Here is a 13,089-nt window from a genome sequence, read left to right as displayed (position 1 = left end):
GACGGGCCAGATCAGCGACCAGGCCACTCCGGACGGCGTTTTTCGTTGAAAGCGGACACACCTTCGGCACGGTCCGCAGAGAACGCCGTCGCGGCCCAGTGCTCGTCCTCGAGCTCCAGCCCGGCGGCCAGGTCGGTGTCGAAGCCGCGGCGCATCGCGGCCTTGGCGTTGCGCACGCCGACCGGCGAGTTGGCCGCGATCGTCGTCGCGAGCTCGAGGGCCCGCTCGCGGGCCGAGCCGGCCGGCACCACCTCGTCGACCGCGCCCAGGGCGCAGGCGTCGGCCGCGGAGAAGCGCTCGGCGGTGAAGATCATCCGCGCCGAGCGGGACCAGCCGATGCGGCGGGTGAGCAGCTGGGTGCCGCCCCCTCCGGGGATGACCCCGACGGACACCTCGGGCAGGCCGACCACTGCGCCCTCGCCGCAGATGACGAGGTCGCAGGACAGCGCGATCTCGAAGCCACCTCCCAGCGCGTACCCGTCCACGGCCGCCACGACGGGCACGGGCAGGTCGAGCACGCCGCGGTATGCCGCCCGCGCGAGCGGGCGCTGGGCGCGCAGGTCCTCGTCGGTGAAGGAGTTGCGCTCCTTCAGGTCGGCACCGACGCAGAAGGCCTTCGGGTGGGTCGAGCTGACGACGACCGCGCGCACGGTGCGGTCCTCGGCCAGCTCGCGGGCCGCGCGTCCGAGGGCGTGCGCCATCTCGGTGGACACCGCGTTCATCGCCTCGGGGCGGTCGAGGACCAGCTCGGCGACGTGGCCGCCGTCTCCGTGCCGCTCGATGCGGACCATGGTCGTCGTCATGGGGTGTCCTCTCGTGGGGGTGCAGGGGGCGGCGTGGGGGTGCGGCCGGCCAGGCGGCCGCCGGTGGCGCGGCGCAGCTCGCTCGGGGTCACCCGACCGATGCCACGCAGCGTGCGGGTGCGCAGCGCGGTGGTCTCGAACCCCGACAGCGACGCGAGCGCCGTGGCGAGGGCGTCGTCGACGAGCACGCCGCCACCCGGCGCGACGCTGGTGATCCGGGAGGCGCGGTTGACGGTGGTGCCGAAGACGTCCCCGAGGCGCGAGAGGACCGGGCCGACCGCCATACCGACCCGCACGTCCGGGAGCAGGTCGTCCTCGGCCATCGTCTCGACGAGGTCGAGGGCGACCGCGGCGGCGGGCGCGGCGTCGATGGTGACGAAGAGAATCTCGTCCCCCACGGTCTTGATCACCCGGCCGCCGTGGGCGGTGACGATGTCGGTCGCGAGCGCCTCGAACCGCTGCACCATGACCGCGAGCTGGCGCTCGGTCATCCGGCGCACCAGCGAGGTGAAGTTGACGAGGTCGGCGAACCCGACCACGCGGCGCACGCCCTGGGCCGACTGCTGGGGGTCGGCGTCGGCGAGCATGCGGGAGATGGCGGCGGTGAGGTGCCGGCGCCAGGCGTAGATGAGCAGGGGCTCGAGCGAGTCGGCCATGTCGGCGAGCTTGCGGGCCGCCGCCTTGGCGGCGTCGAGGTCGGGGGCGCCGCGGGCGTCGGCCTCGTCGAGGGCCGCCTCGAGCGCCGGGTCGGCGAGCGCCTCGGCCATGAGCTGGGTCTGCCAGACCGCGAGCCGGTCGGTGGTGCGCGCGAAGGCCCGGGTCATCGCGAGGGCGGTCGCCTCGTCGAGCTCCTCCTCGCGCACGAGCCGCGCCACGGCCATGAGGGCCATCTGGTCGGCCTCGGTGAACATCGCGTCGTCGTCCTCGACGATCGGGAACCCCAGGGCGTGCCAGAACTTGCGGGCCGACAGCAGCGAGACCTCGGCGCCGCGGCTGACGTCGCGGCGGGCCATGGTGGCCGGCTTGCCGAGCAGTCGGGCCTCGAGGTTGTCCGGGCTCAGGGCGGCGAAGTCCTCGGGGCGCACGATGCGGTGGCGTCCGACCTCGGACACGGCCGACACCTCCTCGGGATCTCACGGACGGCGCACACGTCGCTGCGCCTGCTGGGCAACACGGGAGCAGCCCCGCACGCGGCAGGACTGCACGGGGCGCGGCGGTGCGTCCCTCACCCCGCATCATGCCGTGCCGGGGAGGCCCCCGCCGCAGGAGTCGGTCAGCTCGCCGGCCGCACGTGCACGACGTCCCCGGCGGCGACCGGGTACTCCGTGCCCCCCGAGGCGACCACGAGCCGCCCCTCCTCGTCGACCCCTGTGGCCCGGGCGCGCCGCACGTCCCCGCCGGCGACGTGCAGCTCCACGTCGCGCCCGATGGTCAGGCACGCCGACCGGTAGGCGGCGTGGAGACCCGCGCGCGCCGCCGGGCCGCCGCACAGCTCACCGTGCCACCGCGCCAGGTGGCCGAGCAGGGCGACCACGAGGTCCTCCCGCCTGGTGTCGGGGGCGCCGGCGAGGCGCAGCGACGTGGCCGTGTCGACGGGCAGCTCGTCGCGCTCCTGGTCGACGTTGATCCCGAGGCCCACCACGATGCCGCCCGGCTGCAGCTCGCAGAGGATGCCGCAGACCTTGCGCTCCTCGTCGGCGGGGAGGAGGACGTCGTTGGGCCACTTCAGCCCGGCCTCCAGGCCGGTGACGTCCCCGATGGCGTCGCGGACCGCGAGTCCCGCAGCCAGGGGCATCCACCCACGCCCCGCGTCCGGTGCGGGCAGCAGGACCGACAGGGTCACGGAGGTGTCCGGTGGCGTCTCCCAGACGCGGCCGAGCCGTCCGCGCCCCGCCTGCTGGTGGTCGGTGACGACGACGTGGAAGGGCCGGGCGAGGCGAGCGGCCTCGGCGTTGGTCGAGCCGAGCTCGCGGTGGACGTCGACGTCCAACCACGGTGAGCCCGACGTGACCAACGCCTCGTGCAATGCCTCACGCTGGAGAGGTTGGCGCATGGGGGCAAGGCTAGGCTCCCCGGCATGGCCCAGACCACCACCGACGCGGTCTCCACCGGCGGCACCGACGTCCCCAGCCCCGACTCCGGTGTCGACCTCCACTCGACGGCAGGCAAGCTCGCCGACCTCAAGCGGCGCGTGGCCGAGGTCGCCCACGCCGGCTCGGAGCGGGCCGTCGAGAAGCAGCACGCCAGGGGCAAGAAGACCGCCCGCGAGCGCCTCGAGATGCTGCTCGACGAGGGGTCCTTCGTCGAGATGGACAAGTACGCCCGCCACCGCAGCACCGCCTTCGGGCAGGAGCAGAACCGCCCCTACGGCGACGGCGTCGTCACCGGGTACGGCACGGTCGACGGCCGCACCGTCGCCGTCTTCGCCCAGGACTTCACCGTGTTCGGCGGGTCGCTCGGCGAGGTCTTCGGCGAGAAGATCTGCAAGGTCATGGACTTCGCGATGAAGGTCGGCTGCCCGGTCGTCGGCCTCAACGACTCCGGCGGCGCGCGGATCCAGGAGGGCGTGGTCTCGCTCGGCCTCTACGGCGAGATCTTCCGCCGCAACGTCCACGCCAGCGGCGTGATCCCGCAGATCTCCCTCGTCATGGGCCCCTGTGCCGGCGGGGCGGTCTACTCCCCCGCCGTCACGGACTTCACCGTGATGGTCGACCAGACGTCGCACATGTTCATCACCGGTCCCGACGTCATCAAGACCGTCACCGGAGAGGTCGTCTCGTTCGAGGACCTCGGTGGCGCCCGCGCCCACAACACCAAGTCCGGTGTCGCGCACTACATGGGTGACGACGAGGCCGACGCGATCGAGTACGTCAAGGCGCTCCTGTCCTACCTCCCGAGCAACAACCTCGAGGAGCCGCCGTCCTTCGCCGACGACGCCGACCTGCCGTCCCTTGAGGTCACCGACGACGACCGGGTCCTCGACACGCTCATCCCCGACAGCCCCAACCAGCCCTACGACATGCATACCGTCATCGGCTCGGTCGTCGACGACGGCGAGTTCCTCGAGGTGCACCCGTTGTTCGCGCCCAACATCATCTGCGGCTTCGGGCGGGTCGAGGGCCGCTCGGTCGGGGTCGTCGCCAACCAGCCGATGCAGTTCGCCGGCACCCTCGACATCGACGCCTCGGAGAAGGCCGCCCGGTTCGTGCGGACCTGCGACGCGTTCAACGTGCCGGTGCTGACCTTCGTCGACGTCCCCGGCTTCCTCCCGGGCACCGACCAGGAGTGGGACGGCATCATCCGCCGTGGCGCCAAGCTCATCTACGCCTACGCCGAGGCCACCGTCCCCCTCGTCACCGTCATCACCCGCAAGGCCTACGGCGGCGCGTACGACGTCATGGGTTCCAAGCACCTCGGCGCCGACATCAACCTCGCCTGGCCGACGGCGCAGATCGCGGTCATGGGTGCCCACGGCGCGGTGAACATCCTCTACCGCAAGCAGCTCGCGGCCGCCGAGGCCGATGGCGAGAACGTCGAGGAGGCCCGCCAGCGGTTCATCACCGAGTACGAGGACACCCTCGCCAACCCCTACATCGCGGCCGAGCGCGGCTACATCGACACGGTGATCACCCCCAGCAACACGCGCATGAACGTCACCCGGGCCCTGCGCGCCCTGCGCACCAAGCGGGAGACGCTGCCGCCCAAGAAGCACGGGAACATTCCCCTATGACCTCGTCGCAGGCTCCGAGCTCAGGGGGACCCGGCCCTATGACCTCGTCGCAGGCTCCGAGCTCAGGGGGACCCGGCCCTATGACCTCGTCGCAGGCTCCGAGCTCAGGGGGACCCGGCCCTATGACCCCCGAGCAGAGTCCGAGCTCAGGGGGACCCGGCCCCATGACCCCCGAGCAGAGCGAGTCCGCAGCGACGGAGCCGCCGCTGCGGCTGGTCCGCGGCGACGCGAGCCCGGAGGAGATCGCGGCGCTGTTCGCCGTGCTGTCGGCCGCGTCCGGTGGCGACGAGGCGCCGGCACCGCGGTCCACCTCGGCGTGGACGTCCCGTGAACGCCTCGTGCGCCGCCCCCTCACCCCGGGTCCGGGCGCGTGGCGCGCCTCCGCCTGGCGCTGAGCCCCAGGGGAGGTGTGCCGCGCACCCGGCTCCGCGGCATACCTCACGTCCCCGACGGAGCGCAGGCAAGACGCTGGTTGCGCGGCAGACCGAGGGTTGATTCGGCGAGCTTCACCGCGCAGCCAGCGTTCTGCGTGGGGTGGTGGTCGGTCAGCGGGTGCGGCTCTCGACCATCTCGCGCAGCTCCTCGGCGTCGGCCCCGGCGAGGGCGTCGGCCGCCAGGACCTGACGGGCCGCCTCGAGGTCGCCCATGAACGCCCGGAAGGCCATCCGCACGTCGACACCGTGCCCGGGCCGCGACACCACCTCGATCGCGTCGCCGGGACGGACCTCCCCACCGGTGACGACCGAGAGGTAGGCACCCGTGTTGCCGACCTCGGTGAACCGCTTGACCCACCCGCGCTCGCCCATCCGGGCCTGGAACGTCGCGCACGGGACGCGAGGGCCGCAGACCTCGAGGACGACCTCGTCCCCGACCGCCCACCGCTCGCCGAGGAGGGCACCGTCGACCTCGAGCCCCGTGGTCGTGAGGTTCTCCCCGAAGACCCCGTCGGCCAGCTCGCGTCCCAGCCGCTCCTGCCAGGCGTCGAGCTCCTCGCGGGCGTACGCGTAGACCGCCTGCTGGTCCCCGCCGTGGTGCTTCACGTCCGCGATGAAGTCGCCGACGACCCCGCTGCCGAGCCCACCGTGCTTGGGCCCGGGGGCGCGCAGGGTCGCGGACCCGACCGGCTTCTTGCCGATGCCGGTGACACCGACCGACTTGGCCGGGTTGGGCTCGGAGGCGCCGATGTTGAGCGAGAGCAGGCGGGCAGTCATGCGGCCAGCCTAGGCAGTGCGGCAAGCCGATAAGGCGGTGACGACGTCAGGCCGCTGGGGTACGTTCGCGGCTGTGAGCACCCAGACCTCCACGACCCGGCCCGCCACCGCAGTCGACGCCATCGCCGACGACTACCTCGCGCGCACCGCAGCCCTCAGCCCGATCAGCGCGACCTACTACGGCATCGCCGGGTACGAGGAGGAGCTGGACGACTTCTCCCCCGCCGGCCATGCCGCCGCCTCGGAGCTGCGTCGCGAGATCCTGTCCCGCCTCGAGGGTGTGCCGCCCGTCGACGACATCGACCGCGTCACCATCGCGGCCCTGCGCGAGCGCATCGGCCTCGCCGAGGAGACGTACGCCGCGGGGCTGGACGAGATGGCCCTCAACGTCCTCGCCTCCCCGCTGCAGGAGATCCGGGGCTGCTTCGACCTCATGGCCACGGACACCGACGAGGACTGGGGGGTCTTCGCCCGGCGGCTGGAGAAGGTGCCGACCGCCCTCGACCAGTGGAAGCAGAGCCTCACCGCCGCGGCCGACAAGGGCAACATCGCCCCGCGCCGCCAGGTCAAGGCCTGCATCGCCCAGTGCGAGGACCTCACCGCCGACGACGGCTACTTCGCCGGACTGCTCGACGGAACCACGGCCGGCACGGCCGACCTCTCCGACGGCACCCGCACCCAGCTGGAGGCCGCCGTGGGCGGCGCCCGCGCGGCATATGCGGAGCTCGGCCCCTGGCTGGCCGAGAACCTGCTGGACCGGGCCCCGGAGGCGGATGCCTGCGGGCGCGAGGCCTACGCGCTGCTGTCGCGGGCCTTCATCGGGGCCGAGGTCGACCTCGAGGAGACCTACGCGTGGGGCCAGGAGGAGGTCCGGCGGATCACGGCCGAGATGGCCGCGGTCGCCGACCAGATCAAGCCCGGCGCCACCGTGGCCGGGGCCATCGCGGCCCTGGACGCCGACCCGGCGTACCAGCTCCACGGCACCGACGAGCTCAAGGCCTGGATGCAGAAGAAGGCCGACGCCGCCATCGCCGAGCTCGCCGACACGCACTTCGACATCCCCGACCCGGTGCGCACCATCGAGTGCCTCATCGCGCCGACCCAGACCGGTGGGATCTACTACACCGGCCCCAGCGAGGACTTCACCCGCCCGGGCCGGATGTGGTGGTCCGTCCCCAAGGGCGTCACGGCGTTCGGCACGTGGAAGGAGCTGACCACCGTCTACCACGAGGGCGTTCCCGGTCACCACCTCCAGGTCGCCCAGACGGTGTTCCGCTCCGAGCTGCTCAACCGCTGGCGCCGCATCGGCATCTGGACCTCCGGCCACGGCGAGGGCTGGGCGCTGTACGCGGAGCTGCTCATGGCCGAGCTCGGGCACATGGACGACCCGGGCAACCGGCTCGGCCTGCTCGACAGCCAGTCCCTGCGAGCAGCCCGCGTCGTCATCGACATCGGCGTGCACTGCGGGTTCGAGGCGCCCGAGGAGGTCGGCGGCGGTGCATGGGACTACGACAAGGCCTGGCAGTACCTCACCGCCCACGCCAACCAGGGCGAGGCCTGGCTGCGCTTCGAGCTCGACCGCTACCTCGGCTGGCCGGGTCAGGCTCCCTCCTACAAGATCGGCGAGCGCCTCTGGCTGCAGCTGCGCGAGCAGGTGCGCGAGAAGGAGGGCGACGCCTTCAGCCTCAAGGACTTCCACCGTCGCGCGCTCGACATCGGCAGCGTCGGCCTCGACACCCTGCGCCAGGCGGTCCTCGGCGAGCTCGACTGACCTTCGTCGGCCGGCCACCAGCGGTGGTCGGCCGACGCGTTCATCCCCTGCGGGTGGGAAGATGCCCGCGTGACACTCGCCCTGACCCTGGTCGCCATCGTCGCTGCGGTGATCGTCGTCGCGGGGCTCTCCGAACGCATCAACGTCCCGGCGCCCCTCTCGCTGATCGTCGTGGGCATCGGCATCTCCTACATCTCCTTCATCAAGGAGCCGGTCCTCACTCCGGACGTCGTCCTCTACGGCCTGCTCCCACCCCTGTTGTATGCCGCGGCGGTCCGGACCTCGCTCGTGGACTTCCGGGCCAACACCACGTCGATCCTGGCGCTGTCCGTCGGGCTGGTGCTGTTCACCGCTGCCGGTGTCGGCCTCGTGACGTGGTGGCTGATCCCCGTCCCGTTCGCCGTGGCCTTCGCCCTGGGCGCCGTCGTCGCCCCACCGGACGCCGTCGCGGCCACCGCCGTGGCCCGCCGGATCGGTCTCCCGCGCCGGGTGGTGACCATCCTCGAGGGCGAGTCGCTGGTCAACGACGCGACGGCCCTGGTGTCCCTGCGGACCGCCATCGCCGCCTTCAGCGTCGCCGGTGTGGGCGCGCACGCCGCGGCCGACCAGGTGACCTTCGGGTCGGTCGCGCTCGACTTCGCCTGGGCGGTCGTCGGCGGGATCGGGTTCGGGGTGGTCGTGGCCCTCGTCATCGGCCTGATCCGCCGCAACTTCACCGACCCGGCCATCGACACCTCCCTGTCCTTCATCGTGCCGTTCGTGGCATTCCTGCCGGCCGAGCACTTCGAGTCCTCCGGCGTCCTGGCCGTGGTCGTCGCCGGGCTGCTGCTGGGCCACAAGTCACCGGTCGTGCAGACGGCGGCCTCGCGCCTCAGCGAGCGGATCAACTGGGCATCGGTGCAGTTCCTCCTCGAGAACGCCGTCTTCCTCATGATCGGCCTGCAGATGCGGCGCATCGTCGCCGACATCTCCGACTCCGGCCTGTCGTGGGGACGGGTCGTGGTCGTCACCCTGGCCGTCCTCGCCACGGTCGTCCTCCTGCGCCCCCTGTACGTCTTCCCCACCCGACTGCTGTTCAGCCGCTTCGACAAGGGCATCAGCCCCACGTCGCGGCCGTACGCGCACAGCGCGATCATCTCGTGGGCGGGCATGCGTGGCGTGGTCACGCTCGCCGCCGCGTTCACGCTCCCCCAGGAGACGCCGTACCGGGGCGTCCTGGTCTGGATCGCCATGGTCGTCACCGTGGGCACCCTGCTGGTGCAGGGCACCACCCTGCCGCTGCTCGCCCGCTGGCTGCGGGTCCGCGGGCCCGACCCGCGCGAGGACGCGCTGCAGGAGGCGACCATCCTCCAGGCCTCGGTCTCCGCAGGGCTGACCGCCCTGGAGAACTGCGACGGCTCGGACCCCGAGGTGGTCGAGACCCTCCGGGCCCGGGCGGAGAACCGTACGAACATCGTCTGGGAACGCCTCGGCCAGGGGCGTGAGGGCGCCGAGACCCCGAGCGAGACGTACCGGCGGATGCGGATGACGATGCTCGAGGCCGAGCGGCGCGAGCTGCTGCGGATCCGAGGCGAGGGCAACGCCGACCAAGAGGTCCTCGCCCACGTCATGGCGCAGCTCGACATTGAGGAGTCGATGCTCGACCGGATCGAGGACCGCACCTCCGCGCTGCGTGACGAGCCGATGCTGCCGGTCGAGCGCACCGAGGGACAGTGCCAGCACCTCGCTGACCACCACGACCGGTTCGTCGCCCCGACCAGCCCGCACGGTTGCGAGGAGTGCCTGCGCGACGGGACGCAGTGGGTCCACCTGCGGCTGTGCCTGGACTGCGGCCACGTCGGGTGCTGCGACTCCTCGCCGCAGAAGCACGCGGACGCGCACTTCCACGAGTCCGGGCACCCGGTGATGCGCAGCTTCGAGCCCGGCGAGTCCTGGCGCTGGTGCTTCGTCGACAACCAGCTCGGCTGAGGGTTCGGGGGGCGTCCGGCGGCGGATAGGGTCCGGGCATGACCAACCCGACCGCCTCGCTCGTCCTCGCCTCCGCCTCGCCCGCCCGCAAGAAGCTCCTGCTCGCCGCGGGGGTGGAGCCGAGCATCGTCGTCAGCTCCGTGGACGAGGACGCCGTGACGGCAGCGGCACGCGAGACGTACGGCGAGCTGGCCCCGGAGGACGTCGCTCTCGTCCTCGCCCGCGCCAAGGCCGAGGACGTCGCCGCCCAGATCGAGCACGCCCTGGTGCTCGGCTGCGACTCGGTGCTCGAGCTCGACGGCGAGGTGCACGGCAAGCCCGTCGACGCCGCGGAGGCGATCGAGCGCTGGTCCCGGATGAGCGGGCGCTCCGGCGTCCTGCACACCGGGCACTGGCTCGTCGACACCCGCGAGAGCGACGCCGGCGGCACCGGCGCGACCCTGGGGGCGACGGCCTCGACCACTGTCCACTTCGCCAGCCTGGACCCCGCGGAGATCGAGGCGTACGTCGCGACGGGTGAGCCCCTGCGCGTGGCCGGGTCGTTCACGCTCGACGGGCTCGGTTCCCCCTACGTCGCGGGCATCGAGGGCGACCCGAGCAACGTCGTCGGACTCAGCCTGCCGCTGCTGCGCGAGCTGCTCGGGGAGATCGGCATCGCCTGGCGCACCCTGCGCAGCCCGAGCTCCGCCCGCGGCAACTGACGCAAGACGCCAGCGACCGCGCACCTGGCTCTCGTTGACGCGCAGGGACGCACGGCCTACGCCGCCGCCAGCGAGACGTCCGGTCAGACCGGGGGGACGTCCCGGCGCTTGGTGGCGAAGTGGCGTTCACGGTTCGCGGCGTACCGCAGCCGCAGGAGGAGCTCGGCGCGCAGGGCGTCGGCCTCGATGACCTGGTCGAGGACGAGGTCCGCGGCGAGGCGCTCGAGGTCGACGTCCTCCTCGTACTCGCGGCGCATCTCCTGGACGAACGCCTCGCGCTCGTCGGGGTCCTCGATGGCGGCGATCTTGTTGGCGTACACCGCATTCACCGCGGCCTCGGGACCCATGACGGCGATCCGCGCGGTCGGCAGCGCGATCGTCGCGTCGGGAGCGAAACCCGGTCCACCCATCGCGTAGAGGCCGGCGCCGTACGCCTTGCGGACGACGATGCAGAACTGCGGGACGGTCGCGGACGACACGGCGTGCACCATCTTCGCGCCGTGGCGGATGATGCCACCGCGCTCGACCTCGGAGCCGATCATGAACCCCGGGACGTCGGCGAGGTAGAGCAGCGGGATCGAGAACGCGTCGCACAGCCAGATGAACCGTGCGGCCTTGTCGGCGCTGTCGGTGAACAGCACGCCACCCTTGACCATCGAGTTGTTGGCGACGATGCCCACGGTCTCGCCGTCCATCCGGCCGAACCCGATGACGAGCTCGGGGGCGAACAGCGGCTTGATCTCGAAGAACGACTCGTCGTCGAGCAGCCCGTCGATCACCTCGTGGATGTCGAACGGCTGGCTCTCGCGCTCGGGCACCGTGTGCCGCGTGAGCGGGCGCGACGGCTCCTCGGGGGCATAGCTCGGCTTGTCGGCGCGCCAGCTGGAGGGGACGTAGGAGAAGTAGAGCTTGGCGAGCTCGATCGCCTCGGTGTCGTCGGAGACGAGCAGGTCGCCGACCCCGGAGACGGTGCAGTGCATGCGCGCACCGCCCATGTCCTCGAGCGAAACCTTCTCTCCCACAACCATTTCCGCCATGCGTGGGCTGCCGAGGTACATCGACGCGTTGCCCTCGACCATGATGATGAGGTCGGTGAACGACGGGATGTAGGCTCCGCCCGCGGCGCTCGGGCCGAAGAGGCAGCAGATCTGCGGGACCTTGCCGGACAGCGCGACCTGGTTGTGGAAGATCTTCCCGGCGCCACGACGTCCCGGGAACATCTCGACCTGGTCGGTGATGCGGGCGCCTGCCGAGTCGACGAACCAGAAGACCGGCAGCTCCTCGCGCAGCGCCATCTCGGTGGCGCGCACGATCTTCTCCACGGTGCGCGCGCCCCACGAGCCGGCCTTGACGGTCGGGTCGTTCGCGATGACGATCGCCGGCCGCCCGTCGACCATCCCGCGCCCGGTGACGACACCGTCGGCGGGCAGGCCCTCGGCCGTCGCGTTGGCGAACCGGCCGTCCTCGACGAAGCTGCCCTCGTCGAACAGCAGGGCGATCCGGTCGCGGACGTAGAGCTTGCCCTGCGCGTCGAGCTTCGCCTTCGCCTTCTCGGGTGCGGAGCCCGAGGCCTCGTATGCCGCGGCGAGCCGCCGGCGCACGTCCCCCACCTTGGGGTCGGCGCCGGAGTCCCCGGCCACGGCGAAGGCGGGACTTGCGTCGTCGACTCGGCTCACCGGCATACCCTCTCGCACTCCGGCGCTCACGCGGTCGGGAGGCCGAGGTGGCGGGCGATGACCATGCGCTGGACCTCGGAGGTGCCCTCGCCGATCTCGAGGATCTTGGCGTCGCGGTAGAAGCGCGCCACGGGGTACTCCTCCATGAAGCCGTTGCCACCGAAGACCTGGGTGGCGATGCGGGTCGCGGTGACGGCGGCCTCGGTCGAGTACAGCTTGCAGATGGCGGCGGCCTGCTTGACCTCCTTGACCGAACGGCGGCCACGCTCGAGCTCGTCCTTGAGCCAGGCGGCCTTGTAGGTGAGCTGTCGCGAGGCCTCGACCATGACGGCGAGGTCGGCGATCTGGAACGAGATGCCCTGGTTGACGCCGATCGGCTTGCCGAACGCCTTGCGGGTCTTCGCGTAGGCCGTGGTCTCCTCGAGCATCCGCTGGCTCATGCCGATGGCGAGCGCGGAGATGGCGATGCGGCCGTCGTCGAGGGTCTTGAGGAACTGCTTGAAGCCCTCGCCCTCGTTGCCGAGCAGGTTGCCCGCCGGGACGCGGCAGTCCCCGAAGGTCAGGCCGTGGGTGTCCGAGGCGTGCCAGCCGAGCTTGTCGTAGGCCGGCTCGACGGTGAACCCGGGGGTGCCCGACGGGATCATGATCGCGCTGAGGACGGCCGAACCGTCGTCGTTCGTGCCGGTGCGGGCGGTGACCGTCACGACGGAGGTGATGTCGGTCCCGGAGTTGGTGATGAACGCCTTGGAGCCGTTGACGACCCACTCGTCGCCGTCGCGGACCGCCTTAGTGCGGGTGGCACCGGCGTCCGAACCCGCGTCGGGCTCGGTGAGGCCGAAACCGGCGAGCGCGCGCCCGGCGACCAAGTCGGGCAGGAAGCGCTCCTTCTGCTCCTGCGTGCCGTAGGTGAGGATCGGGTTGATGCCCAGGCCGACCCCGGCGGACAGCGTGATGCCGATCGACTGGTCGACCCGGCCGAGCTCCTCGATCGCGACGCAGAGGCTGGTGAAGTCGCCGTCGTCGCCCATCCCCCCGAACTCTTCCGGCACGACCAGCCCGAAGAGCCCGAGCTCGCCCATCTTCGGGACGAGGTCCGTGGGGAAGTGGTGCTCCTTGTCCCACTTCGCGATGTTCGGCTCGACCTCGTCTTGGGCGAACTCCCGGACGACCTTGCGGAAGTCCTCGTGCTCCTTGGACAGCTCGAACATGCGCGCTCCTCGTGGGATCGG

Annotated in this window: 11 protein-coding genes; 5 read left to right on the top strand and 6 right to left on the bottom strand. The window is 71.8% G+C overall.

All coding sequences use genetic code 11. The features are described 5' to 3' along the window. Nucleotides 1-11: 11 nt before the first annotated feature. From ASC58_RS06050 to ASC58_RS06040, 3 genes are all read right to left on the bottom strand, one after another. Nucleotides 12-803, bottom strand: a complete 792-nt coding sequence (locus tag ASC58_RS06050) for an enoyl-CoA hydratase/isomerase family protein (RefSeq protein WP_056916792.1) — start codon at nt 801-803, stop codon at nt 12-14. Further along, nucleotides 800-1,915: an adenylate/guanylate cyclase domain-containing protein gene (locus ASC58_RS06045; protein WP_235529117.1), complete on the bottom strand. Its 1,116-nt coding sequence runs from the start codon at nt 1,913-1,915 to the stop codon at nt 800-802. Before ASC58_RS06045 ends, ASC58_RS06050 begins: the two co-directional genes overlap by 4 nt. 161 nt (nt 1,916-2,076) lie before the next feature. After that, complete coding sequence (locus tag ASC58_RS06040) at nt 2,077-2,856, bottom strand: biotin--[acetyl-CoA-carboxylase] ligase (protein WP_082553006.1); 780 nt, start codon at nt 2,854-2,856, stop codon at nt 2,077-2,079. Between the two features lie 24 nt (nt 2,857-2,880). Here ASC58_RS06040 and ASC58_RS06035 point away from each other — a divergent pair, with 24 nt between their 5' ends. Both ASC58_RS06035 and ASC58_RS06030 read left to right on the top strand, forming a co-directional pair. Beyond that, complete coding sequence (locus tag ASC58_RS06035; RefSeq protein ID WP_056918673.1) at nt 2,881-4,533, top strand: acyl-CoA carboxylase subunit beta; 1,653 nt, start codon at nt 2,881-2,883, stop codon at nt 4,531-4,533. Nucleotides 4,534-4,697: 164 nt separating this feature from the next. Continuing rightward, the gene (locus ASC58_RS06030; RefSeq protein WP_056916788.1) at nt 4,698-4,928 is read left to right on the top strand and encodes an acyl-CoA carboxylase subunit epsilon; all 231 of its coding nucleotides are present in this window, start codon (nt 4,698-4,700) and stop codon (nt 4,926-4,928) included. A 150-nt stretch (nt 4,929-5,078) separates the two neighbouring features. Here ASC58_RS06030 and ASC58_RS06025 read toward each other — a convergent pair whose 3' ends face one another. Further along, nucleotides 5,079-5,744, bottom strand: a complete 666-nt coding sequence (locus ASC58_RS06025) for an MOSC domain-containing protein (RefSeq protein WP_056916787.1) — start codon at nt 5,742-5,744, stop codon at nt 5,079-5,081. 73 nt (nt 5,745-5,817) lie between these two features. Between ASC58_RS06025 and ASC58_RS06020 the strand changes: the two genes are divergently transcribed. The 3 genes from ASC58_RS06020 (at nt 5,818) to ASC58_RS06010 (ending at nt 10,184) form a co-directional block, all read left to right on the top strand. Next, on the top strand, nt 5,818-7,515 hold the full coding sequence (locus ASC58_RS06020; protein WP_056918672.1) for a DUF885 domain-containing protein: 1,698 nt from the start codon (nt 5,818-5,820) through the stop codon (nt 7,513-7,515). Between the two features lie 69 nt (nt 7,516-7,584). Next, complete coding sequence (locus tag ASC58_RS06015; protein WP_056918671.1) at nt 7,585-9,483, top strand: Na+/H+ antiporter; 1,899 nt, start codon at nt 7,585-7,587, stop codon at nt 9,481-9,483. Nucleotides 9,484-9,521: 38 nt separating this feature from the next. After that, on the top strand, nt 9,522-10,184 hold the full coding sequence (locus tag ASC58_RS06010) for a nucleoside triphosphate pyrophosphatase (RefSeq protein WP_056916784.1): 663 nt from the start codon (nt 9,522-9,524) through the stop codon (nt 10,182-10,184). An 83-nt stretch (nt 10,185-10,267) separates the two neighbouring features. Here ASC58_RS06010 and ASC58_RS06005 read toward each other — a convergent pair whose 3' ends face one another. Both ASC58_RS06005 and ASC58_RS06000 read right to left on the bottom strand, forming a co-directional pair. Further along, a complete protein-coding gene (locus ASC58_RS06005) occupies nt 10,268-11,866 on the bottom strand; it encodes an acyl-CoA carboxylase subunit beta (protein ID WP_056918670.1) in 1,599 nt (532 codons plus the stop codon). Between the two features lie 20 nt (nt 11,867-11,886). Then, complete coding sequence (locus tag ASC58_RS06000) at nt 11,887-13,068, bottom strand: acyl-CoA dehydrogenase family protein (protein ID WP_056918669.1); 1,182 nt, start codon at nt 13,066-13,068, stop codon at nt 11,887-11,889. Nucleotides 13,069-13,089: the final 21 nt, after the last annotated feature.

Source organism: Phycicoccus sp. Root101 (assembly GCF_001426245.1).
In the GTDB taxonomy this organism is placed as follows: Bacteria; Actinomycetota; Actinomycetes; order Actinomycetales; family Dermatophilaceae; genus Pedococcus.
This window is presented reverse-complemented; position numbering and strand designations above follow the sequence as displayed.